General features: G+C 59.7%; 19 protein-coding genes. 8 read left to right on the top strand and 11 right to left on the bottom strand.

Annotation, left to right across the window (positions count from 1 at the left end; translation table 11 throughout):
- The 7 genes from FHW77_RS04125 to FHW77_RS04095 all read right to left on the bottom strand — a co-directional run bounded on the left by FHW77_RS04125 (position 1) and on the right by FHW77_RS04095 (position 8,244).
- Positions 1-828 carry a carbohydrate ABC transporter permease gene (locus FHW77_RS04125; protein WP_004444918.1) on the bottom strand — a complete coding sequence of 276 codons (828 nt, stop codon included), beginning with the start codon at positions 826-828 and terminating at the stop codon, positions 1-3.
- The gene (locus tag FHW77_RS04120; protein WP_004444920.1) at positions 825-1,709 is read right to left on the bottom strand and encodes a carbohydrate ABC transporter permease; all 885 of its coding nucleotides are present in this window, start codon (positions 1,707-1,709) and stop codon (positions 825-827) included. Before FHW77_RS04120 ends, FHW77_RS04125 begins: the two co-directional genes overlap by 4 nt.
- 66 nt (positions 1,710-1,775) lie before the next feature.
- A complete protein-coding gene (locus tag FHW77_RS04115) occupies positions 1,776-3,050 on the bottom strand; it encodes an extracellular solute-binding protein (protein ID WP_004444922.1) in 1,275 nt (424 codons plus the stop codon).
- A gap of 75 nt (positions 3,051-3,125) precedes the next feature.
- Positions 3,126-4,199: an ABC transporter ATP-binding protein gene (locus FHW77_RS04110; protein WP_004444924.1), complete on the bottom strand. Its 1,074-nt coding sequence runs from the start codon at positions 4,197-4,199 to the stop codon at positions 3,126-3,128.
- A gap of 7 nt (positions 4,200-4,206) precedes the next feature.
- Positions 4,207-5,718, bottom strand: coding sequence for an arabinosylfuranosidase ArfA (gene arfA, locus FHW77_RS04105; protein ID WP_006700548.1), 1,512 nt, complete (start codon positions 5,716-5,718; stop codon positions 4,207-4,209).
- Between the two features lie 122 nt (positions 5,719-5,840).
- Complete coding sequence (locus FHW77_RS04100) at positions 5,841-6,770, bottom strand: ArsR/SmtB family transcription factor (protein WP_004444928.1); 930 nt, start codon at positions 6,768-6,770, stop codon at positions 5,841-5,843.
- Between the two features lie 181 nt (positions 6,771-6,951).
- Positions 6,952-8,244, bottom strand: a complete 1,293-nt coding sequence (locus FHW77_RS04095; RefSeq protein ID WP_162696204.1) for an ABC transporter substrate-binding protein — start codon at positions 8,242-8,244, stop codon at positions 6,952-6,954.
- A 112-nt stretch (positions 8,245-8,356) separates the two neighbouring features.
- Here FHW77_RS04095 and FHW77_RS04090 point away from each other — a divergent pair, with 112 nt between their 5' ends.
- The 4 genes from FHW77_RS04090 to FHW77_RS04075 are packed head-to-tail and all read left to right on the top strand — an operon-like array spanning position 8,357 to position 13,089.
- Positions 8,357-9,421 (top strand): LacI family DNA-binding transcriptional regulator, encoded by a 1,065-nt coding sequence (locus FHW77_RS04090; protein WP_111813599.1) that lies wholly within the window; start codon positions 8,357-8,359, stop codon positions 9,419-9,421.
- Positions 9,414-11,291: a DUF2264 domain-containing protein gene (locus FHW77_RS04085; RefSeq protein WP_111813597.1), complete on the top strand. Its 1,878-nt coding sequence runs from the start codon at positions 9,414-9,416 to the stop codon at positions 11,289-11,291. The genes FHW77_RS04090 and FHW77_RS04085 overlap by 8 nt, the downstream gene beginning before the upstream one ends.
- On the top strand, positions 11,288-12,304 hold the full coding sequence (locus FHW77_RS04080) for a hydroxyacid dehydrogenase (protein WP_045531714.1): 1,017 nt from the start codon (positions 11,288-11,290) through the stop codon (positions 12,302-12,304). Before FHW77_RS04085 ends, FHW77_RS04080 begins: the two co-directional genes overlap by 4 nt.
- Positions 12,301-13,089 carry a sugar phosphate isomerase/epimerase family protein gene (locus FHW77_RS04075; RefSeq protein ID WP_111813595.1) on the top strand — a complete coding sequence of 263 codons (789 nt, stop codon included), beginning with the start codon at positions 12,301-12,303 and terminating at the stop codon, positions 13,087-13,089. Before FHW77_RS04080 ends, FHW77_RS04075 begins: the two co-directional genes overlap by 4 nt.
- A gap of 163 nt (positions 13,090-13,252) precedes the next feature.
- On the opposite strand, the gene FHW77_RS04070 is transcribed toward FHW77_RS04075, so the two are convergent.
- The 4 genes from FHW77_RS04070 to FHW77_RS04055 form a co-directional block, all read right to left on the bottom strand.
- The gene (locus tag FHW77_RS04070) at positions 13,253-14,326 is read right to left on the bottom strand and encodes an ABC transporter ATP-binding protein (RefSeq protein WP_004444934.1); all 1,074 of its coding nucleotides are present in this window, start codon (positions 14,324-14,326) and stop codon (positions 13,253-13,255) included.
- Between the two features lie 86 nt (positions 14,327-14,412).
- A complete protein-coding gene (locus tag FHW77_RS04065) occupies positions 14,413-15,288 on the bottom strand; it encodes a carbohydrate ABC transporter permease (RefSeq protein ID WP_004444935.1) in 876 nt (291 codons plus the stop codon).
- On the bottom strand, positions 15,281-16,234 hold the full coding sequence (locus tag FHW77_RS04060; RefSeq protein WP_004444936.1) for a carbohydrate ABC transporter permease: 954 nt from the start codon (positions 16,232-16,234) through the stop codon (positions 15,281-15,283). Before FHW77_RS04060 ends, FHW77_RS04065 begins: the two co-directional genes overlap by 8 nt.
- A 6-nt stretch (positions 16,235-16,240) precedes the next feature.
- Entirely contained in the window at positions 16,241-17,530 is a 1,290-nt protein-coding gene (locus FHW77_RS04055; RefSeq protein ID WP_004444937.1) for an ABC transporter substrate-binding protein, read from the bottom strand.
- Positions 17,531-17,647: 117 nt separating this feature from the next.
- On the opposite strand from FHW77_RS04055, the gene FHW77_RS04050 reads away from it, so the two are divergent.
- The 4 genes from FHW77_RS04050 to FHW77_RS04035 all read left to right on the top strand — a co-directional run bounded on the left by FHW77_RS04050 (position 17,648) and on the right by FHW77_RS04035 (position 21,767).
- A complete protein-coding gene (locus tag FHW77_RS04050; RefSeq protein ID WP_004444938.1) occupies positions 17,648-18,358 on the top strand; it encodes a TetR/AcrR family transcriptional regulator in 711 nt (236 codons plus the stop codon).
- A gap of 247 nt (positions 18,359-18,605) precedes the next feature.
- Positions 18,606-19,748, top strand: a complete 1,143-nt coding sequence (locus tag FHW77_RS04045; protein ID WP_004444939.1) for a Gfo/Idh/MocA family protein — start codon at positions 18,606-18,608, stop codon at positions 19,746-19,748.
- Positions 19,749-19,758: 10 nt separating this feature from the next.
- A complete protein-coding gene (locus FHW77_RS04040) occupies positions 19,759-20,922 on the top strand; it encodes a dihydrodipicolinate synthase family protein (RefSeq protein WP_004444941.1) in 1,164 nt (387 codons plus the stop codon).
- A gap of 23 nt (positions 20,923-20,945) precedes the next feature.
- Positions 20,946-21,767: a sugar phosphate isomerase/epimerase family protein gene (locus FHW77_RS04035; protein ID WP_004444942.1), complete on the top strand. Its 822-nt coding sequence runs from the start codon at positions 20,946-20,948 to the stop codon at positions 21,765-21,767.
- The last annotated feature ends 17 nt before the right edge of the window (positions 21,768-21,784 follow it).

Here is a 21,784-nt window from a genome sequence, read left to right as displayed (position 1 = left end):
TCACCCTTTCACACCGGACGAGATCATGATGGCTTCCGTTACCCGCCGCTGGAAGATGACGTAGGCGATGATGACCGGCAGCGCGGCAAGCATGGCGATGGCCATCAGCCGTGCATAGGCAACGCCGAATGTGTCATTGACCTGGGTGATGCCGACCGGGATCGTCATCATGTTTTCCGAGGTAACGACGAGGAAGGGCCAGAAGAAGGCGTTCCAGACCGTGATGAATGTCACGATCGCCATGGCGGTCGTAATGCCCCAGTTCAGCGGCAGGTAGACCTTGAAAAGGATCGTATACTCACCGCCGCCATCCAGAACCACAGCCTCGCGCATCTCCTTCGGCACGCTGTCGAAGAACTGCTTGTAGACGATGATGACGATGGGCGTGATTAACTGCGGCAGGATGATGCCTGCCCAGGTGTTGATGAGGTTAAGGTTTTTCATCAGGATGAACTGCGTGACGACAAGCGTCTGCGCCGGCACCATGAAACTCGCCAGCACGATGCCATAGAGCAGGCGTCGGCCCGGAAACCGTATCTGCGAGAGGGCATAGGCGCACAACATCGAGATAAGAAGCACCGACACGGTAACGATCGCCGCCGTGCCGACCGAGTTGATATACCAGTTCATCAACTGCGTATTGAAGATGGCGTTCACATAGGCGCTCAGCCGGAACTCGTCGGGTATCAGCAAGGTGTTCCCTGCAACATTCTCATCCGAGCGAATGGAGGTGACGAAGGTCCAGTAGAGCGGAAATATCCATACCAGCGCCGCCGAGAAGGTCAGCACGGTCAGGATGATGTTTTCTAGTCTTCTGGTGAGGCTCATGAGTTCCTCCGGATGCGCAGCAACTGGAACTGGAGAATGGAAACGATGACGATCAGCAGGAACAGCACGGTGGCGACGGCAGAGGCATAACCGCCATTGTTGAGCTGGAAGGCTTCACGATAGACCTTTAGAAGCAGCACGAAGCTTGAGTTGAAAGGGCCGCCGCCGCTCAGGAGATAGATCTGGTCGAATATCTTCAGTTGCAGGATCAACTGAAGGGTCAGCACGAGGGCTGTCACGGGCCATAATAGCGGCCAGGTCACGCGCCAGAAGCGTTGCCACGTCGTTGCGCCATCGAGCGAGGCGGCCTCATAAAGCTCGGCGGGAATGTTGCGAAGACCCGCGATGAATAGCAATACGTTGAAACCGTTGGTCCACCAGATGGTGACGACAGCGACCATCGGCATGACCCAATAGGGATTCTTGAAGACCGCGACCGGTTTTCCGGCAAACAGGGAAATCACCGGCTGAAGAATGCCGAACTGAAGATCGAGCATCCAAGTCCAGATTTCCGTGACGACGGATACAGGCAAGACATAGGGCAAGAAAAACAGGCTCATCGCAACCGTCTGCCTGACGCCCGAAAGGCGGCTGACGGCGAGTGCGATCATCAGCGCGATGACGGTCGTCGGGACCACGGTTAGAAGCACAAAATAACCGTTGTTCTTCAGCGACGTTATAAACAGGCGGTCGCTCAGCAGCTTTGCGTAGTTTGCAAACCCGACCCAGTTTCCATCACCGATCAGGGGCGCATCGGTGAAACTCATGCGCACCATCTCGATCAGCGGATAAAGGAAGAAGGTGGCGAAGACCACGATGAACGGCGTCACCATCGACAGCGCGATCAGCGATTTCTTGCGCCGGTTTTCAATCATAGCCATGGACTGTCTCCGGGACTTCACGCATTGCAGGCGCCCTCCGGCCAGAGACCGGAGGGCCGGTTCCTGTCACTTCAGCTTGCTCTGCAGCTCTTCCTTGATCTGCTCCACCGCATCCGTGCCGCTCATGAAGCCCTGAATGGCCGGAGCGATGACGTTGAGCGCGGCATCATAGGCAGGCGAAGCGACACCCGTGATCGTCGTTTTCGGATCGAACACGGCTGCTTCCGCAAGTGACGCATAGGTGGCGTTCGGCTGCATCGCCTTGTAATCGCTGCCCTCGGTGATCGATTTATAGGCCGGGATATGGCCGGCATCGGCCCAGCTGATGGCGTGTTTTTCCATCCAGCCGATTACCTTCATCACCGCGGCGCGTTTTTCGCCGGAAACGGTCTTGTCACCCTGGTTGGGAATGGCAAAAGCGTGTGAATCCGCCCATGTAGCGCGTTTACCCATGAAGGGCGGAACCTCGACCGCGCTCCATTTGAAGCCCAGCTTGTTGTTCTTTTCCAGGTCCTTGTAGGTCGGCACTTCCCAGACGCCGTTCAGCTGGAAGGCGGATTTTCCGGCGGAGAAGAGCGCGACGGAAGCGGGATATTCCGCCTGCTCCGGCGCCCAGCCGTTTTCGCGCCATTTTGACATGGTATCGATAGCCTTGGCGGCCTTCTCCGCATTGTCGCCGGCCAGCACCTCGCCATTGGTGACGAGTTCACCACCCTGCTGCGAGAACAAGGTGTAAAAGACGCGCCAGACACCGGCTTCTCCGCCGGATTGATACGTGACCGGCGTTTCGACGCCTTTTTCCTTGGCCCAGGCCAGCGCCTTCTCGAAGTCGTCTATCGTCTTGATACCGGTCAGCTTGCCTTCGGCATCGATATAGGGCGAGCCTTTGAGAAGATCGGCATTGTAATAGAGAACCAGCGCGTGAATATCGAAAGGCACGGCATAAAGCTTGCCGTCATGGGTGGCCGCATCGAGCGGCGCACTGAAGAAATCGTCCTTCTTCAGGCCCGCATCCTCAAGATCCTTGTCGGTAATGTCGCTCAGCACCTTCTCCTGCAGCGCCAGCGGCGCACGGGACAGGTGATAGGTCATGACGTCAGGTCCTTCGCCGACGGCAGAAGCGGTCCGCACCTTGGTATAGAAGGGCACGCCCCATTCGAGCGTCGTTCCCTTCACCTGAATATCAGGATGTTCCTTGTTGAAGGCATCGATCAGCGCTTTCATGCGCACGCCGTCACCGCCGGACAGGAAATCCCACCAGACGATATCCTGTCTGGCCAGCGCCGGCAGGGCGGTCAAACCCAGAACCGTGCCAACAAGCAATGTCTTGATCAGTCGCATCGTTCACTCCTCCCGTTTTCTTTGAAAACACCCCATCGGGGATGGTCTGCTGCATCGACAGGCGCCTCCTCGCGCCTATCGCAACCTTCTGCCGTCGCTGTCGAAAACCATGATGTGGTCGGGCGCGGCGGTGAGCGAAACCGGACGGCCATCCAGGCTCTCGCGCGAGCCCTGGCGCTGCACGATGATTTCCCTGCCGGCCCCGGTGCGGGTATAGAGGTAGGAGACGTCGCCCAGCTCTTCCGCGACCTCGACGACGACCGGCAAGGCACCGTCCTGTGTTATGATCAGATGCTCGGGCCGGATTCCGATCTCGACACGCTGCCCGGCGGAGACGGGTTGCGAGAGCCGCGCCTGGATATGTCCATGCCCGCCATCGGGCGAAAGCGTCACGACGCCTTCGTGCTGTCCGACGACGTCCGCCTGCAGGAAGTTCATCGCCGGTGAGCCGATGAAGCCCGCGACGAACCGGTTATCAGGATCGTCATAGAGGGTGAGCGGAGCGCCCGCCTGCTGCACGACGCCGCCCTTCAACACGAAGATCTTGTCCGCGAGCGTCATGGCCTCCACCTGATCATGGGTGACATAGATCATTGTGGCACCCAGCTTGCGGTGAAGCCGGGTCAGCTCCAGCCGCATCTGCACGCGCAACTCCGCATCGAGGTTCGAAAGCGGCTCATCGAACAGGAAGACCTTCGGCTGTCGAACGATGGCGCGGCCGATGGCGACGCGCTGGCGCTGTCCACCGGAAAGCTGCGACGGCTTTTTCTGCAGATGATCTTCCAGCTGCAGGATGCGGGCCGCCTCGCCCACCCTCTCATTCACCTCCGCCTTCGGCCGGCGGGCAAGACGCAGGCTGAACGCCATGTTCTCGAACACCGTCAAATGCGGATAGAGGGCGTAGTTCTGGAAAACCATCGCAACGCCGCGATCCGCCGGCTCGACGGCCGTGACATCACGGTCGTCGATGGCTATGCGTCCGCCACTGGTCTCTTCAAGACCGGCAATCATCCGCAGCAGCGTGGATTTTCCGCAGCCGGAAGGCCCGACGAAGACCGCGAAGCTGCCGGTCGGGATGTCCATCGAGACATCCCGGATCGCCGCGAAGGAGCCGAAGGACTTGGCAATATTGTTGAGACGGACACCCATGGCCGCCTCACTGAACCTTCAGACGCAGCACATGATAAGACAGCGCCGGCACGGAGCCCTTCAGCGCTCCGTCTTCGACGCCAACACCGCTGCCCGGCACCGGCACGACACGATCCGGCTGATCCGGGCCATTACCGACACGCAGATCATATCCCGCCATGGCCAGATGCAGATCGAGCGTGGCCGACGAGAAACCGGTGAGGCTGACATCGAGGTCGGCGGCCTCGGTCAAGTGCCGGTTCAACACGAACAATGTCACCATGCCTTCCGCCTCGTCATAGACACCGGCGACATCGAGATATTTGACATCATCGGCCGCATTGCAGTCATAGGTCGGGCAATCAACGGCGACATTCAGCGCGACGCCACGGCCATAAAGCGAAGCGAACTGGTATGGATAATAGATAGTCTGACGCCATGCCGGGCCGTTCTTCTCGGCACGGATGGGGGCGATGACATTGACGAGCTGCGCGATGCAGGCGATGCGGACCCGATCCGAACGGCGGATGAACTCGTTGAGCAGACCCGCCACGAACAGCGCGTCCTCGAAATTGTATGTCTCTTCGAGAAGCGCGGGCGCTTCCGGCCAGTCCCAGCTCTTGATGCGTTTGCCGTCTTCTTCGCGGATGTGATACCAGACGTTCCATTCGTCGAAGCAGATGGAGACGTCGTTCTTGGCGCGCTTCTTCGCCTTCACATAATCGATGACGCCCGCAATCGTCTGGATGTAGCGCCCGGTTTCCTCGATCTTGCCGAAATAATTCAGCGTGTCGCGGCTGTTGTTGCCGAAATATTTGTGCAGCGAGATGTGATCCACATTTTCATAGCACTCCTCGAGAACTTCCCGCTCCCATTCGGGATAAGTGGGCATGCCGTCATTGGAGCTGCCGCAGACAATTGCTTCAATTGTCGGGTCGAAACCCTTGAAGGCCTTGGCGGTTTCGTTGGCGAGACGCCCGTACTCCACCGCCGTTTTGTGACCGATCTGCCAGGGACCGTCCATTTCGTTGCCAAGGCACCACATTTTCACGCCATGCGGCTTTTCGGCGCCATGGCTGCGGCGCAGATCGCTGAGCGTCGTACCGCCGGGAAAGTTGACGTATTCGAGGAAGTTGCGGGCGTCGTCCAGACCACGGGAGCCGAGATTGACGGCGAGCATCATCTCGATGCCGGCCATCTGCGCCCAGTCGGCGAATTCATTGATGCCGATCTGGTTGGTTTCCTTGGAGCGCCAGGCGAGATCGAGACGGATGGGACGCTGGTCGCGCGGCCCAATGCCGTCTTCCCAGCGATAGGCCGAAACGAAGTTGCCGCCCGGATAACGGATGGCCGGGATCTTCAGGTCCTGCACAAATTTCAGAACGTCCTTGCGAAAGCCGTTTTCATCCGCCTGAGGATGGCCCGGCTCGTAGATGCCGCCGTATATGGCGCGCCCCATATGTTCGATGAAGGCGGAATAAAGACGATCGTCGATACGCCCAATCCGGAAGTCCCGGTGGACTGAAACCCGCGCTTTCATAAGGCTCTCCTCCCATGCGCATTTATATCGTGAAATGTGGTATAAACCACATTTGATAATATAGTTGCCGAGGGAATCCGCGCCTGTCAACCGCGAAAATCATACTTATTAAATTTGCTGGATCAGGCAGCGGTTCGCAGGCGAAGAACGATGTCCTGGTCGTAATTTCCGAACCCGCGGCCAAATATGTTCAGCCCGCCCGGATGCTTCGCATCCGCCTTGACCTCGATGCGCAGACGGATGGAACGGTGGCTGGTCAGATCGATATCCGCGAGCGTCACATCCGAAATCCGGGTCCCATCCACAAAGGTTCCCTGGGCGGTAATCCGCCATGTTTTCAGCATACCGTATTGCGAACCGGACAGCTTCCACCAGTCCGGCGTAAATGTTCCCCGCTTGTCTCCGAAATCGCCGGGCGACGTCCAGACACCGATTTCCCTGCCGTTGACGGACAGGGTGATGTCCGACGGCCAGTTGCTGTGGGTTCCGGGAACCTCGGAACTGACCTCCATGGAAAACTCGACTTCCTCGACCTCCCGCCCCTGAATCTTGGCGTTATTGGGGAACTGATACTCGACGAAACCCGATGTCAGCCATAACAAGGCCGTCTTCATGCGGTCCGGATCCATGAACGTATCGGGCACATCCAGAAGCCCGATAATGCCCTCCGGCGAGCAGATGCCACAGGGCGCCGTTACCGAACTTTGCGTGTAAAGACCGAGAGGCATCGCCACGGCAATATAGTTTGAGGTCGCCGGGGTTTCGGGTTTCCGGAAGGAAACGATGAGTTCGTCGCAGGTGGCAAAGCAGATTTTCTGGCTGCCCTTGCGCGCCTTGCGCGTCTCGGTTCGCAGCAACCCCGCCTCCTCCAGAACGGCCACGCCGGCGGAAACGGTGGATTGGGGCAAATCCAGCCTCTGGGCGATTTCATTCACATTGAGACCGCTCGCCTCGTGCAAGAGCTTCAATATCTGCACGCGGATCAGCGATGCGGCCGCTTTCAGCACATCGAATTCTTTTTCAGCATCAACGAGAAGGAAATTGGGCGCCATATTCTAATCTTCAGATTTATCGATCCAGATCAGAATTTCTGGCTTAAATGCCATGCACTTGTCCAGTGCTGTTTGCCATGCAGGCGCTTCCAAAAGACGGAAAGCGGGATTCACCGCCCTCGCTTCATGAAAAAGGCATCGCCACGCGGCTGCGAGACCGCGCGGCGGTGCCCTTTCGTCGTCAGCCGCGCTTGCGCAGGGTCCGCGTGCCGGTGTCGACGAGATTTTGCGCTGCTTCATCCACGGTGGCGCGGCCGAAGGCGAGCGAATCGGCTATGGGGCGCATCACGCCGCGGTCGAACTCATTGGCGCCGATCGGGGCGGGCTCCGGATAGGGATCGAGCTTGCCCGACAGGCTCTCAATGTAATCCACCGTCTTGCGCTCGGTCTCGTTGAGCGTCGGCAACAATGCCTCGCGCACGACCTTGGCGGGCGGCACGCCGCGCTCGACGCCGAGTACCTTGCCTGCTTCCAGATCGTTGACGAAGAAGTTGATGAATTTCGCCGCCGCTTCCGCGTTGGTCGAAGTGGACGAAATGGACCAGATGAGGCCCGGCCGATAATAATGCCCGGTCGGCTTGCCCGGCCCCTCACCCGGCAGCATGCCGATGGACAGCGTTTGCTTATTGAGTTTCTGGTAACCGACGAGCTGGTTGGAATAGGCAAAACCAATGGCCGAATTGCCAAGCGTCAGCGCATTGGATTCGATGGTATTGTCGTCACGCGTCTGGATATCGGCGGAAACGCAAAGCTTGTTCTCGCGCAGGTCCTCCCAATAGGCGAACCATTCCTTGGCATCTTCCTTGTTGAAGCCGATGGTGCCGTCCTTAAACAGAAGCTTGCCGCGCTGGCGCAGCCAGACGTCGAAGACATAATGGTAACGCGCGCCATAGGGTACGGCCCAATAGTTGCGCTTCGCCGGGCCGTTCTTCTTGAAATCGCGCGCCAGTTCAGCAAGCGCCTTCCAGGTGATCTGATCCTGTGGAACGGAAACACCCGCTTCTTTCAGCGTGTCGGCGTCATACATCATGCAGAAGGAATTGAGCCCGAGGCCGACACCGTAAAGCTTGCCGTCGATACGGCAGAGATCGATCTCGCTTTTGCCGAAGGTGGAAAGATCAAGCGACTTGCCGACGAACTGATCCAGCTCCATGCAGGCGCCTCGACCCGAATAATCGGCGATGGTGGAGGGTTCAAGCTGGAAGATATCGGCGACGTTTCGCCCCGCCATCGATGTCGCAAGCTTGGTCCAGTAATCGGAACCGGCGATCATTTCCCCGCTGATCTCGGTCTGCGGATTGGCCTTCTGGTAAAGAGCGATCACATCGTTGGTGCGCTTGCTGCGATCGGCAGATCCCCACCACACGCAACGAAGCCGGGTTTCAGCCGCAGCCGCGCGAAAACCGCCCGCCGCAGCACCCAGGCTCGCCAGCGCCGCCGTCACCAAAAACCCGCGTCTATCGATCATTTGCATCTGCTCCTCCCGCGTTTTGCAAATTTTTCTGATATCACTTAAATTCTTGCAAATTTTCTCTGTTTGCAATATTTGCATCATAATAGATTTTTTTGCAAGCGCAGGAGCCGATATGAACGATACGCCCGACATCAGCCGTCCGCGCCAGTCGGATATCGCCCAGCGCGCCGGGGTCTCCATCAGCACAGTCTCGCGTGTTCTCGCAGGGGAAAAAGGAATCAGCGCGTCGATCCAGACCAAGGTTCTGGGAGTTGCGGCGGAGCTCGGTTACCCCTTGCGACCGGCGACCAACCAGGCGGCCGGTGTGCAGCTGGAAGGCAAGACAATCCTCGCGCTCATGTCCGCGGAAAGGGCGACGGGCGATATTGGCGCCTTTTACCACGATATTTTCGATGTGCTGCGCAGCCTCGCCCAGACGGACGGTTTCGAACTCGACATCAGGCTATTGCACCAGAAGCAGATCGACGATTCCCTGATCCAGCGGGTCTGTGAGGTGGACGGCCTCCTGGCCATCGGGCTCGATCCCGAGGAGGAGATCATCCACCGCATAACGCAGGGCGTACTGCAACCTGTTCTTGTCAACAGTGCTGACCCCTCCATGATGCTCGATTGCGTTTCGCCTTCCAATTTTTACGGCGGCGCGCTGGCGGCCCGTCGGCTTCTGGAACTCGGCCATCGCAAGGTCGCCTATATCGGTCCGCATCATCGCCACACCATCAGGGAGCGCATGCGCGGCTTCCGCCATACGATCCTTGAGGAAAAAGGAACGACCTATGAGGAGTTCCTGCTTTCGACGGCAGATAGCGGCTTCGGGCAGGCGGGCGACGCGGTTCGCCAGCTGCTGGCCAAAAACCCTGAACTGACAGGCATTTTCTGTATGAATGACGCAATTGCCCTTGGCGCACTCGGGGCAGCGCAGGAGCTGGGCCTCGGCGTTCCCGACGATCTTTCCATCATCGGTTTCGATGACCTGCCCTTTGCCGAACTTTCTACCCCACGTCTCAGCACGATCCGGGTCGATTGCCGCGAGATTGCGCGCGAAGCGGTTGACCTGCTGCGGCGGCGCCTGACCGAGCCTTCCGCCAATGCCCGTCAGGTGCAACTTGGCGTGCAGCTGGTGGAAGGACAGACAGCCGGCAAGGCGAAAAAGACGGGAAAGGCGACACGCGATGCATGATACCATGAGCAGACCCCATATGGCGCGATTTAATCCGCTGCACGGCAATCCGCTCAAAAGCCGCGCCGATGTCCGGCGGGCGCTGGATGATAGCTTTGCGCCGCTTCTTCCCTATTTCTCGCCGGGTGGCGCAAGGGTGACGCTCAGCGGAGCGGCCGCGCACTTCGACCGGGCGGCGGCCGATCTGGAAGGCTTTGCCCGACCGCTCTGGGGCATCGCACCGCTTGCGCTGAGTGGCGATCGTTTCGACCATTGGCCGCTTCTCGCCCGGGGCATAGCCAACGGCACCGATCCTTCCCATCCTGAATACTGGGGCGATGTGCGCCAGAAGGATCAGCGGCTGGTGGAGCTCGCCGCAATCGGTTTTGCACTGCGGCTTGCGCCGCAGCATCTGTGGGAACCACTGTCCGATACACAGAAAGACAATGTGCGCCGCTATTTGCTGACCGCCCGTGAGCGCGGTTACGCCGATAATAACTGGAAGTTTTTTCGCATCATGGTCGACATGGCGCTGGATCATCTCGGTATCGAATTCGATCGCAGCCTGACCGAAACCTTCCAGAAGGAGCTCGACGATTTCTATATATCCGACGGCTGGTACCGCGACGGCAACTATCGCCGCATCGATCACTACATTGCCTTCGCCATGCATTTCTACGGGCTGATTTACGCGAAACTCAGCAAGCCTGATGACGCCTATGCCGAGCGTTACCGGCAGCGCGCACGGCTTTTCGCTGGCGATTTTGCCAGCTGGTTCGATGAGGACGGCGGAACCCTGGCTTTCGGCCGCTCCATGACCTACCGTTTTGCCTGTGGCGGTTTCTGGGCGGGCCTTGCCTTTGCCGACGAGGAGGCGCTGCCGTGGGGCGAGATCAAGGGCCTTTATCTGCAGCATCTGCGCTGGTGGGCCAAAAAGCCGATTGCCGATCGCGATGGCGTGCTCTCCATCGGCTACGCCTATCCGCAGCTCACCATGTCGGAAAGTTATAATTCGGCAGGTTCGCCCTATTGGGCTTTCAAGGCTTTCCTGCCGCTTGCCCTTCCGGAAAGTCATCCCTTTTGGCTGGCGGAGGAAAGGCTGCCCGAACCGTCCGCAAGCCCTAAGCCGCTTGTTCATCCCGGCATGGTGATGATGCGGACGAAAGGCAACGTCACGGCGCTCTCCAGCGGCCAGGAAAATCTCTCCATGCGCGGCGGGCCGGAAAAATACGCAAAATTCGCCTATTCCTCCCGCTACGGCTTCGGCGTGGAAGTGGACGAGCGTGGCTTCAAGACCAACGGTTTCGACAATATGCTGGCCTTTTCCGAGGACGGACTGCATTACCGCGTGCGCGAGACCAACGAAAAGGTTCTGCTGGCGGGAGCAAGCCTGCGGGCGACATGGAAGCCGTTTGCCGATGTCGCCGTTGAGACCACGCTGGTTGCGGCTGGCGACTGGCACATCAGACTGCACCGGATCACCTCTGCCCGCTCCCTTTGGGTTACGGAAGGTGGCTTTGCGATCAACCGCAACGATGGCGACCGCGACGCCGTGAGCGAAGAGGCCGGACGGGCGACGACGGATTGTGGCACTGACATATCGGCAATCATCGATCTCGGTTCGAGCATAGATCGGCACGGCGTGGCGCTGAAGGCACTGCCCAATACAAATCTCATCAACGCCAAGACCACCGTGCCGCAATTGCGCGGCCAGATCGCCGCCGGCGAGAGCGTTCTGATTTGCGCGGTTTTCGCCGGGGCGAGCGGCCCGGAAGGCGAGAAAACAATGGCTTCGGTTCCAGCCATTCCCGACCTGGAGGCGCTTGATCGCCTCTTCGCGAGAGAGGGCGTGCCGGTCAGCAGCATGGCGGCTAGGGGAGAGCCGCAATGACGAGCCCGATTCCGCGTCTCAGCATAGCCATGGACCCGGAACGGACCCAGCATGTGCTGACATCGCAGGCGCTCGACAGGTTGTCAGAGAGGGTCGAGATTCTCGACACAGGCACAATCCGCGATTTCCACGATCCCGCGGTGAAAGAGCAGCTGGCGAAGACGGATATCCTCCTGACCGGCTGGGGCTGTCCGGATATCGGCGCGCAGGAACTGGCGCTGATGCCCCGCCTCAGGCTCATCTCCCATGCTGCCGGCACGGTAAAATATTTCCTGTCGCAAGCGGTGTTCGATCGGGGCGTTACGGTGTGCAGCGCCGCAGAGGCGAATGCGCAGCCGGTCGCAGAATTTTCGCTGGCGATGATCCTGCTGGCCGGCAAGCGCACCTTCGGTTTCCGACGTCTTTATCTGGAGCATCGCGACCGAGCCCCGGTCGAGCGATTGCAGGCGCAGGCCATCGGCAATCTCGGCCTCACGGTCGGCATTGTCGGCGCGTCACGCATCGGACGTCGCGTCATTGGTCTATTGAAGCCCTTCGATCTCGATCTCATGCTTTTCGACCCGCTTCTCGGTGCTGCGGAAGCGGAAAAGCTCGGCGTCCGTCTTGCCTCGCTCGAAGATCTGATGGCGGCGAGCGACGTCATTTCCCTGCATGCGCCCTCCCTGCCGCAGACGCGGCACATGATTGGCGCGGCAGCGCTTGCCCGCATGAAGGACGGCGCAACCCTGATCAACACGGCGCGCGGCGCACTTGTGGATGAAGACGCGCTTCTGGCCGAACTGAAAACCGGACGCATCGAAGCCGTCATCGACGTGACCGATCCCGAAGTGCCGCCGCCGGACTCACCCTTTTACAGCCTGCCGAACGTCTTCCTGACGCCGCATATTGCCGGCGCCACCGGTCTCGAACGGGCGAGGCTCGGCGACATGGCGATTGCCGAAATCGAACGCTTCTGCTGCGCGGTGCCTTTGCAGCAGCAGGTGCGGCCCGAACATCTGGACCTGATCGCGTGAGACCTTTCGAACCCGGCCTGTGCTCCGTCACCTTCCGCTCCCTGACGCCACAGGTCGTGATTGAGCTTGCGGCCAGCAATGGCATCAGGGCAATCGAATGGGGTGCGGATGTCCATGTCCCGCCGGGCGACCTCGAAAATGCGCGGCAGGTTGCTGCGCGGACGGCAGAAGCGGGCCTCTCCGTCTCGTCCTACGGTTCCTATATCTTCGCGCCGGATTTCACACCTGACGATGTGACCAGTGTGCTCGAAACGGCAAGGGCGCTCGGCACACGCCATATCCGTATCTGGCCGGGGCAACGCAAACGTCCATCCGCCGATTACACACCCGCGGAGCGCCGCGGGGCAACGGAAGCGCTGGCGACAATTGCTCACCGAGCGGAAGACTACGGCATGACAATCGGTCTCGAATACCACCCCAATTCGCTGACCGACACCCTCCCCTCCGCCCAGCAGCTGGCGCAGGATTTGCCGATGCCTAACCTGTTCTTCTACTGGCAGCCCGCCCCGGGCCTGCCGCTGGAAGAGGCACTCGCGGAAATATCCGCACTCGGCCCACGCATCTGCCATCTGCATGTGTTCGCCTGGCTCGCCGACGCCAGCCGCCTGCCGCTTGCCGACCGCCCAGACTACTGGCGGGCGTGCATCGCGGCTTTGCCTGAGGGCGAATGGACGAGACCCGCCTATGCGATGCTGGAATTCGTCAGGGGTGATGACATCGGCCAGTTTGCGGAAGACGCGCTGACACTAGGCAAGATACTCGCTGGCCGCGGAATGGCCGATTAGCGCACGATTAACCTCACACGCGACGTCACCCCCGGCCCGGCGCCGGGAATCTGATCATGTGGAACAAAGACGTCGCAAATCCTCGGGACAAGCCCGAGGATGAGGAACGCAAAGCTTTCTGGACTTCGTCAGCCTCTGTGGTGAGACAGCTCACCACTCGTTCTCATATCCGCCGTCCATCCGCCCCAAACAGATGCGTCTTGCCCAGATCGAAGGCAAAGGGAATCGTTTCTCCGATGCGGATCTGGCGTTGGCCATCGAGAAGCACGGTCGCTGGCTGGCCGTCGGGGGTGCTGGTGTAAACCACCGTCGAGCCACCAAGATGTTCCACGAGCTGGATGGAAGCTTCACCGAGAGAGGATTGCGCCTGCGGGTTCACATGTTCCGGGCGCACACCGAAGGTGAGCGGTTCCCCCTGCTGAGCAGTGACCGGTTTTTCAAGCACGATGCGCTGTCCCGCCACTTCGATGGTGCGGTTGGAGGTGTCGCCTGAAGCCACTTTTGCGGAGAGGAAATTCATCTTCGGTGAGCCGATGAACCCCGCAACGAACTGGTTTGCGGGATTGTTGTAGAGATCGAGCGGGCGGCCGACCTGCATGATGCGGCCGTCGCGCAGCACCACGATCTTGTCGGCCATGGTCATGGCTTCCACCTGGTCATGCGTCACATAGATCATGGTGCTGCCGAGCGTCTGGTGCAGCTTGGCAATTTCGACGCGCATCTGCACGCGCAGTTCCGCATCGAGGTTGGAGAGCGGTTCGTCGAAGAGGAAGATTTTCGGCTCGCGCACGATGGCGCGGCCGATGGCGACACGCTGGCGCTGGCCGCCGGAAAGCGCCTTCGGCTTGCGCTGCAACAGCGGGCCGATCTGCAGGATATCGGCGGCCTTCTGCACCCGTGCCTCGACTTCCGGTTTTTTGTAGCCCGCCGTTTCCAGCCCGAAGGCGAGGTTCTTGTAGACGCTCATATGCGGATAGAGCGCGTAGGACTGGAAGACCATGGCGATGCCGCGCTTGGAGGCAGCGGTTTCGTTGACCCTCTCACCGTCGATACGCAGATCGCCTTCGGAGATTTCCTCAAGCCCGGCGATCATGCGCAGAAGCGTGGATTTGCCACAGCCCGAAGGGCCGACGAAGACGGTGAATTCGCCCGGCTCGATCTTGAGATCGATGCCGTGGATGACCGGAAAAGCGCCGAACCGCTTGACGATTTTTTCGAGCGTAATGCTGCTTGCCATGCTGTTTCTCCCGACTGTCGCGCCGCATGCGGGACGGCTGCGACAGTGTTGATTGTCTTAGAATACGTTCCCGATCCGGGATCCGCTCAGCGTTTCATTCCCGTCGTCGCGATGCCTTCAATCAGCAGCCGCTGGAAGAACAGGAAAAACAGGAAGACCGGCACCAGTGACAGGTTGGACATGGCGAAAAGCGAGGTCCAATCCGAGCTGCCGGTGGAATCCACGAAGGACCTGAGACCAAGCTGCACGGTGTAGGTGTTGATGTCGTTCAGATAGATCAGCGGACCGAAGAAATCGTCCCAGGTCCAGATGAAGGAAAAGATGGCGGCCGTTGCCAGAACCGGCAGCGACAGGGGCAGCATGATCTTCCAGTAGATACGGAAGGGCGAGCAGCCATCCATGACAGCCGCTTCATCCAGCTCACGCGGAATACCGCGGAAGAACTGCACCATCAGGAAGATGAAGAAGGCGTCCGTCGCGAGATACTTCGGCACGATCAGCGGCAGCGATGTGTTCACCCAGCCCATTTCCAGGAAGAGGATATATTGCGGGATGAGCACGACGTGATAGGGCAGCATCAAGGTGCCGAGCATAAGCGCGAACCAGAAATTGCGCCCGCCGAAGCGAAGCCTTGCAAAAGCGAACGCCGTGAGCGAGCAGCCGACCACGTTGCCGATGGTGGCCAGCACCGAGATGAAGAAGGAGTTCCAGAAGAACTGCCCAAAGCTCACCTGCAGCCCGGTCCAGCCTCTGATATAACCGCCGACATCCACTGCCGAGGGAATGAGCGAGGAGGAGCCGAACAGCTCGTCCTGCGGCCGGAAGGAGCCTGAAATCATCCACAGGATCGGATAGAGCATCGCAAAGGAGGCGATGATCAGCGCCGTATGGAGCATCACCGATTTCAGCGGCGAGCGTTGCGGGCCTTGTCCCGGCCGGGGAGCGGTAACAGCGTCAGTCATCGTAATGCACCCAGTATTTTGCGCTGAGGAACGAGAAGGCCGTGAACAGCGAGATGATGATCACCAAGATCCAGGCAAGCGCCGAGGCATAACCCATGCGGAAGAAACCAAAGGCTTCCTGGTAAAGATAGAGCGTGTAGAACAGTGTCGAATTGATCGGCCCGCCGGTGCCTTCGGAAATGATGAAGGCGGGCGTGAAGGCCTTGAAGGCGTCGATCGTCTGGATCACGGCGTTGAAGAAGATGACGGGCGTCAGAAGCGGCAGCGTAATGCGGAAGAACTGCCGCACCTTGCTTGCGCCATCGATTTCGGCGGCCTCATACATGTCCTGCGGAATTTGCCTCAGACCTGCGAGGAAAATGATCATCGGCGAACCGAACTGCCAGACCGACAGGATGACCAGCGTGTAGATCGAATAATCCGGATTGGAAATCCAGCTCGGCCCTTCATAACCAAAGGCCTGCCAGAGTATCATGTTGACGAGACCGTCAGAGGCGAAAAGCTGACGCCAGAGGACGGCAATCGCGACGCTGGAGCCCAACAAGGACGGCAGATAGAAAATCGCCCTATAGAGGGTCAGGCCGCGGATGCCGCGGTTGAAGGCGAGCGCCACCAGCAGCGCGAAGATCAGCTTCAGCGGCACCGACAGCAGCACATAGGTGAAGGTGACCTGCATGGCTGCGGCAAACTTCGGGTCGGCCGTGGCGATGCGCACATAATTGGCCGCACCCACCCAGTCCGGCGACTGCAACAGGTCGTAGTTGGTGAAGGACAGATAAAGCGACGCAAGCGCCGGGCCCAGCGTGAGGCCGAAAAAGCCGATCAGCCAGGGCAGGAGAAACAGGTAGGCGTGAATGTTGCGGTCGAAGATCCGCTTCAGGCCGCCCCGTTTCGGGAGAGCCGCGCCACGGCTCTCCCCCACAAGAGTTTCAGATCGAAAGGCCATAAACCATCACTTCCGTTTGATAACGGTTTCGGATTCCTTGACGAGGCGGTCACCGCCTTCTTCCGGGGTGATCTTGCCGAAGCCGACTTCTTCCGCCGTGCGTTTCAGGACAAAGGCGAATTCCCCCGCACCCGGAGGTGGCGCCGGCGGCAGATCGCCGACGCCGGGTGTAATTTCGGCGATATATTCCACCATGCTCTTGCTGACTTCATCGAGTTTCGGGGTCAGCGCGTTGCGCATGGATTCCGACGCCGGAACGCCGCGCTCCACGCCGAGAATATCGATGCCTTCCGGCTCGGCGACGAGGAAATTGATAAACCCGACGGCCTGTTCGATACCGGCACTGCCATTGGCGACGCTGATGAGCATGGAAGGTTTAAGGTAGTGGCCGGAAGGGCCGTCCTTCGTGCTCTTCGGATAGGAGCTGATGGCAAGTTTGGCCTTGTTGAGCTTCTGATACCCGACGAACTGGTTGGAATGGGCAAATGCGGTTGCCGCTTTGCCCGTCGTCAAAGGGTTGGTTTCGATATTGAGCTGGTCGAGCGCCTGCACATCGGCGGGCACGCAGGCACCACTCTTGCGCAGATCCGCCCAGAGCGTGAACCACTTGGTCGCGTCGGTCGGATCGAAGCCGATGCCGCCATCCTGCGTGTAGAGTGACTTGCCGTTCTGGCGCAGCCAGTTTTCAAAGCTCGGCTCCACGCCGCTCGCATCGGCTGTGGCGTAATAACCGGGCTTCGGCTTGTTCTTGCTGAGCTTGGCGGCATTTTCGGCAAACTCCTCCCAGGTCTGGCCGATGGCCGGCGGTGTCGCGCCGGATTTTTCCCAGGCCGCCCTGTCAAAGAAGACGGCGCTGGAATTGACCCCCAGATTGATGCCGTAAAGCTTGCCATCGACCCTGCCGGAATCGATGTTCATCTTGCCGAAATCCTCGATCTTCAAGCCCTTGCCGATGTAATCATCCAGCGGCGCCAGCGCGCCGCGCCGGCCATATTCGAAGATGTAACGATAATCCATCTGGATCAGATCGGGCGCATTGCGGCCCGCCACCTGCGTTGCAAGGCGGGGCCAATAATCGCTCCAGCCGGCGAATTCCCCGGCGATGTCGAGATCGGGCTTCACCTGCTTGTAGGCTGCTATCGCCTTGTTGGTGCGATCGGCACGCTCCTGCGACCCCCACCACAACATGCGAAGGCGCGCGGCCTGCGCCTGCGCCGAACCACCTCCCAATGCTGCAAGCGACAGGGCCGCAAGCCCTGCCGAAAGCACAGTTCTCCTCTGAAGCATCACGGGCATTGGCAACTCCTCCCTATTGACTGCCAATTGATGATGAACGCAAACGACACTTGCCGTTTTATAACTAATTGGTTACATGGGAACACCGATCGCAAACATTGTCAAGCGGGTGCCGAAATGGAAGAAACGACTAAGAACCAGCCGTCCGATCCGGGCCCCGATCCGGCCGTGGAGAAAACGCCGCCGCCAAAGCGCAAACGGGCCACTGCCCAGGTGCGAAACCCGGAAAGAACCCGCGCCGCCATTCTTGAAGCTGCCCGCCGCGAGGTGGCCGCCAAAGGGCTGGCGGGGGCCAGAATCGATGTCGTCGCCCGCCGCGCCGGGACCAACAAGAGGATGATCTACCATTATTTCGGCGACAAGGATGCGCTTTATCTCGCCGTTCTGGAAGACGCCTACCGCCATATCCGCCACACTGAAAGACGGCTTGATCTGGCCCGTAAGGCCCCGTCCGAGGGCTTGCGGGAACTTGCGCTTTTCACCTGGCACTACTTTCTCGACCACCCCGAATTCCTGAGCATCCTCGCCACGGAAAACCTCAATAAAGCCCGGTATCTCAGGCAATCACCGACGATCACGGCGATGCACTCAAATTTCATTTCCGAGCTTGAGGACGTGCTGCGGCGTGGCAGCGACGCCGGCGAATTCCGTGACGGCCTCGACCCGATCGACGTTTATCTGACCATCGCTTCGCTCGGCGCCTTCTACCTGTCGAACAGGTTCACCCTGTCAACGATCTTCCAGCGCGACCTGACAGACCCTGCCGAGCTGGAGCGATGGGGCCAGCACATCGTCGACACGTTGCTTGCTGCGGTGCGGCGGGTCTGAACGAGCCAAGCCGGATTCCTGTTTAACTACAGCGATGACGCGCTATTCGCATCCGCGAAGCGCGTCATTTTCTTTTGCGGCGCAGCGAATAACTGCAAGGGCGAGCCTTCAAACCTCATCAATTTTTCCTGTCAAAAAACACCTTGACAGATCGTGTTCTTCGCGATCACAAATAACCAAATGGTTACAAATTACCATGTTTGACGGAAGCGGCCTTGCGGGAAAAGGTCGCCTTGGGAGGAAATTCATGAAACGTATCGGCGTCATCATGCACGGCATCACCGGCCGCATGGGTTACAACCAGCATCTCGTGCGCTCCGTTCTCGCCATTCGCGATCAGGGCGGCGTGCTTTTGAAGAACGGTGAAAGGGTGATGCTTGATCCCATTCTCGTCGGCCGCAACGGCGCGAAGATCGAGGAAATCGCCAAAAAGCATAATGTCGCGCGCTGGACGACCGATATCGATGCTGCTCTCGCCAACCCTGAGGACACACTGTTCTTCGACGCTGGCACGACGCAGATGCGTGGCAGCCTTTTGGAAAAAGCCATCAAGGCCGGTAAGAACGTCTATTGCGAAAAACCGATTTCGGACACGATGGATGAGGCGCTGGCGATTGCCCGCCTGGCCGAAAGTGCGGGCATCAAGCACGGCGTGGTGCAGGACAAGCTGTTCCTGCCCGGCCTTCGCAAGCTCGCCATGCTGCGCGACAGCGGCTTCTTCGGCAAGATTCTCTCCGTTCGGGGCGAGTTCGGTTACTGGGTCTTCGAGGGCGACTGGCAGCCAGCGCAACGCCCCTCATGGAACTACCGCCTGAAGGATGGCGGCGGCATCATTCTCGATATGCTTTGCCACTGGCGTTATGTGCTCGACAATCTGTTCGGACCGGTGAAATCCGTGAGCTGCCTCGGAGCGACGCACATTCCGGAGCGTTTCGATGAACAGGGCAAAGCCTATAAGGCGGATGCGGACGATGCCGCCTACGCCACCTTCGAACTGGAGGGCGGAATTATCGCCCACATCAACTCTTCATGGGCGGTACGGGTGCGCCGTGACGATCTCGTCACCTTCCAGGTGGACGGCACCCACGGCTCGGCCGTCGCTGGCTTGACGAAGTGCTTCACCCAGCACCGCACCAACACACCGAAACCGGTATGGAACCCCGACCAGCCGCAGACCATCGACTTCTACAAGACCTGGCAGGAGGTGCCGGACAACGTCATTTATGACAACGGCTTCAAGGCACAGTGGGAAATGTTCATCCGCCACCTCGTCGACAATGATCCGTGGCCCTATGGCCTGATGGAAGGCGTGAAGGGCGTGCAGCTTGCCGAACTGGGGCTGAAATCATGGAAGGAACGCCGCTGGCTCGACGTTCCCGCCCTTTCCTGAGGAGGCTGACGTGAGTGAACTCAAGCTTCCGAAAGACGACCGCAGCATCGAGGTCTACAGATTATCCGGCACGCCGGTCGCGGTTGAAAAACGAAGTGCCGCCGATTTCAACCGCGTCGCTTTCGCGGCCGCCCACGTGGTGGCCGATCCACTCGCCGACAACGACCCGTGGCTGACCCCCGCGATCGATTGGGATGCGACCTTGCGTTTCCGTCATCGCCTTTGGGACCTCGGCCTCGGGGTCGCAGAAGCGATGGACACGGCTCAGCGCGGCATGGGGCTGGCATGGCCGCAGGCCCAGGAGCTGATCTCCCGTTCGCTCAAGGAAGCCGCCAGCCGCAAGGATGCGCTGATTGCCTGCGGGGTGGGCACCGATCATCTGAACGGAAGCGGTTTCGATCTGAATCAGATTGTCCACTCTTACCTCGAACAGCTTGATTTTGTTCAGGGAGAAGGCGGGCGCGTTATCCTGATGGCCAGCCGCGCGCTCGCCGCCGCCGCCCGTTCGCCCGATGATTACCTCAAGACCTACACAAGGGTGCTTTCCCGCGCCGAACAGAAAGTGGTGATCCACTGGCTGGGCGAAATGTTCGACCCGGCGCTCGAGGGCTACTGGGGTTCGGGCGACCATATGACCGCCATGGACACCTGCCTTGCCATGATCGAGGAGAATGCCGACAAGATCGACGGCATCAAGATTTCACTTCTCTCCAAGGAAAAGGAAATTGCCATGCGCCGCCGCCTGCCCGCTGGCGTGCGCATGTATACCGGCGACGATTTCAATTATGCCGAATTGATCGCCGGTGACGAGAAGGGTCATTCGGACGCCCTGCTCGGCATTTTCGACGCCATCGCTCCCGCTGCGTCCAAGGCACTGGCCAGCCTGAAGCGCGGTGCCGACAATGAGTTCTTCGATATTCTGGAGCCGACGGTGGCGCTTTCACGCCACATCTTCAAGGCGCCCACCCGCTTCTACAAGACCGGCGTGGTGTTCCTCGCCTATCTCAACGGATTGCAGGATCATTTCACCATGGTCGGCGGCCAGGAAAGCACCCGTTCCACGCAGCACTTCGCCGAGCTTTTCCGGCTGGCGGACAAGGCCAACGTGCTGGCTGAACCTGACCTGGCGACGCACCGGATGAAGGCATTTCTCGCCGTCCGGGGTATCAGCTGAAGCAGAACGAGGGAGGATAGAAGATGAGCCTTGAAGGCCTTTCCATCAATTTCGCGACCGTGCGGCAAGGCGCAAATTTCGGTGCCATCGTGGATGCCTGCCTCGCCCATGGCATCACCACCATCTCTCCGTGGCGCGAGCAGGTGAACGGTATCGGCCTTGCGGAAGCCGCCCGCATCGTTGAGCGGAACGGCCTGCGCCTGTCCGGTCATTGCCGCGGCGGTTTTTTCCCGGCTCCTGACGCTGAAGGCCGACGTCTCGCCATCGAGGACAATAAGCGCGCCGTCGATGAGGCCGCCGCCATGAAGGCCGACTGCCTTGTGCTTGTCGTGGGCGGCCTGCCCGCCGGTTCGCGCGATCTGAAAGGTGCGCGGCAGATGGTGGAGGACGGCATGGCAGAACTTCTTCCTTATGCGCGGGCTGCCGGCGTGCCGCTCGCCATCGAACCGCTGCATCCTTTCTATGCCGCGGACCGCGCCTGCATCAACACGCTGAAACAATCGCTCGACCTCTGCGACCGGCTGGGTGCCGGCACCGGCGTGGCCATCGATGTCTATCATGTCTGGTGGGACCCGGAACTGGAGGAGCAGGTGGCGCGGGCCGGCAGGAATGGCCAAATTCTCGCCCATCACATCTGCGACTGGCTGGTGCCGACCACAGACCCGCTCAACGATCGAGGCATGATGGGAGATGGTGTGATTGACCTCAAGGCATTTCGCGCCATGATCGAGGCTGCGGGCTTCCACGGCCCGCAGGAAGTGGAAATCTTTTCGCATCGCTGGCAGGCGCGGCCGGTGGACGAGGTCCTCGCCACCGTGGTCGAGCGTTTCAAGACTGTTTGTTGATAGATCCGGGAGAGAGA

Source organism: Agrobacterium sp. RC10-4-1 (assembly GCF_014138475.1).
Lineage (GTDB): Bacteria > Pseudomonadota > Alphaproteobacteria > Rhizobiales > Rhizobiaceae > Agrobacterium > Agrobacterium pusense.
Note: the sequence above shows the minus strand (reverse complement) of the source record. Positions and strands in the feature narration are given on the sequence as shown.

Bases quoted from the DNA above. Each gene is read 5' to 3' on its own strand.
- FHW77_RS04090 (WP_111813599.1), top strand. From the start codon at position 8,357: ATGAACGATACGCCCGACATCAGCCGTCCGCGCCAGTCGGATATCGCC.
- FHW77_RS04065 (WP_004444935.1), bottom strand. From the start codon at position 15,288: ATGACTGACGCTGTTACCGCTCCCCGGCCGGGACAAGGCCCGCAACGC.
- FHW77_RS04095 (WP_162696204.1), bottom strand. From the start codon at position 8,244: ATGCAAATGATCGATAGACGCGGGTTTTTGGTGACGGCGGCGCTGGCG.
- FHW77_RS04120 (WP_004444920.1), bottom strand. From the start codon at position 1,709: ATGGCTATGATTGAAAACCGGCGCAAGAAATCGCTGATCGCGCTGTCG.
- FHW77_RS04070 (WP_004444934.1), bottom strand. From the start codon at position 14,326: ATGGCAAGCAGCATTACGCTCGAAAAAATCGTCAAGCGGTTCGGCGCT.
- FHW77_RS04110 (WP_004444924.1), bottom strand. From the start codon at position 4,199: ATGGGTGTCCGTCTCAACAATATTGCCAAGTCCTTCGGCTCCTTCGCG.
- FHW77_RS04035 (WP_004444942.1), top strand. From the start codon at position 20,946: ATGAGCCTTGAAGGCCTTTCCATCAATTTCGCGACCGTGCGGCAAGGC.
- FHW77_RS04080 (WP_045531714.1), top strand. From the start codon at position 11,288: ATGACGAGCCCGATTCCGCGTCTCAGCATAGCCATGGACCCGGAACGG.
- FHW77_RS04050 (WP_004444938.1), top strand. From the start codon at position 17,648: ATGGAAGAAACGACTAAGAACCAGCCGTCCGATCCGGGCCCCGATCCG.
- FHW77_RS04055 (WP_004444937.1), bottom strand. From the start codon at position 17,530: ATGCCCGTGATGCTTCAGAGGAGAACTGTGCTTTCGGCAGGGCTTGCG.
- FHW77_RS04060 (WP_004444936.1), bottom strand. From the start codon at position 16,234: ATGGCCTTTCGATCTGAAACTCTTGTGGGGGAGAGCCGTGGCGCGGCT.
- FHW77_RS04045 (WP_004444939.1), top strand. From the start codon at position 18,606: ATGAAACGTATCGGCGTCATCATGCACGGCATCACCGGCCGCATGGGT.
- FHW77_RS04115 (WP_004444922.1), bottom strand. From the start codon at position 3,050: ATGCGACTGATCAAGACATTGCTTGTTGGCACGGTTCTGGGTTTGACC.
- FHW77_RS04100 (WP_004444928.1), bottom strand. From the start codon at position 6,770: ATGGCGCCCAATTTCCTTCTCGTTGATGCTGAAAAAGAATTCGATGTG.
- FHW77_RS04085 (WP_111813597.1), top strand. From the start codon at position 9,414: ATGCATGATACCATGAGCAGACCCCATATGGCGCGATTTAATCCGCTG.
- arfA (WP_006700548.1), bottom strand. From the start codon at position 5,718: ATGAAAGCGCGGGTTTCAGTCCACCGGGACTTCCGGATTGGGCGTATC.
- FHW77_RS04125 (WP_004444918.1), bottom strand. From the start codon at position 828: ATGAGCCTCACCAGAAGACTAGAAAACATCATCCTGACCGTGCTGACC.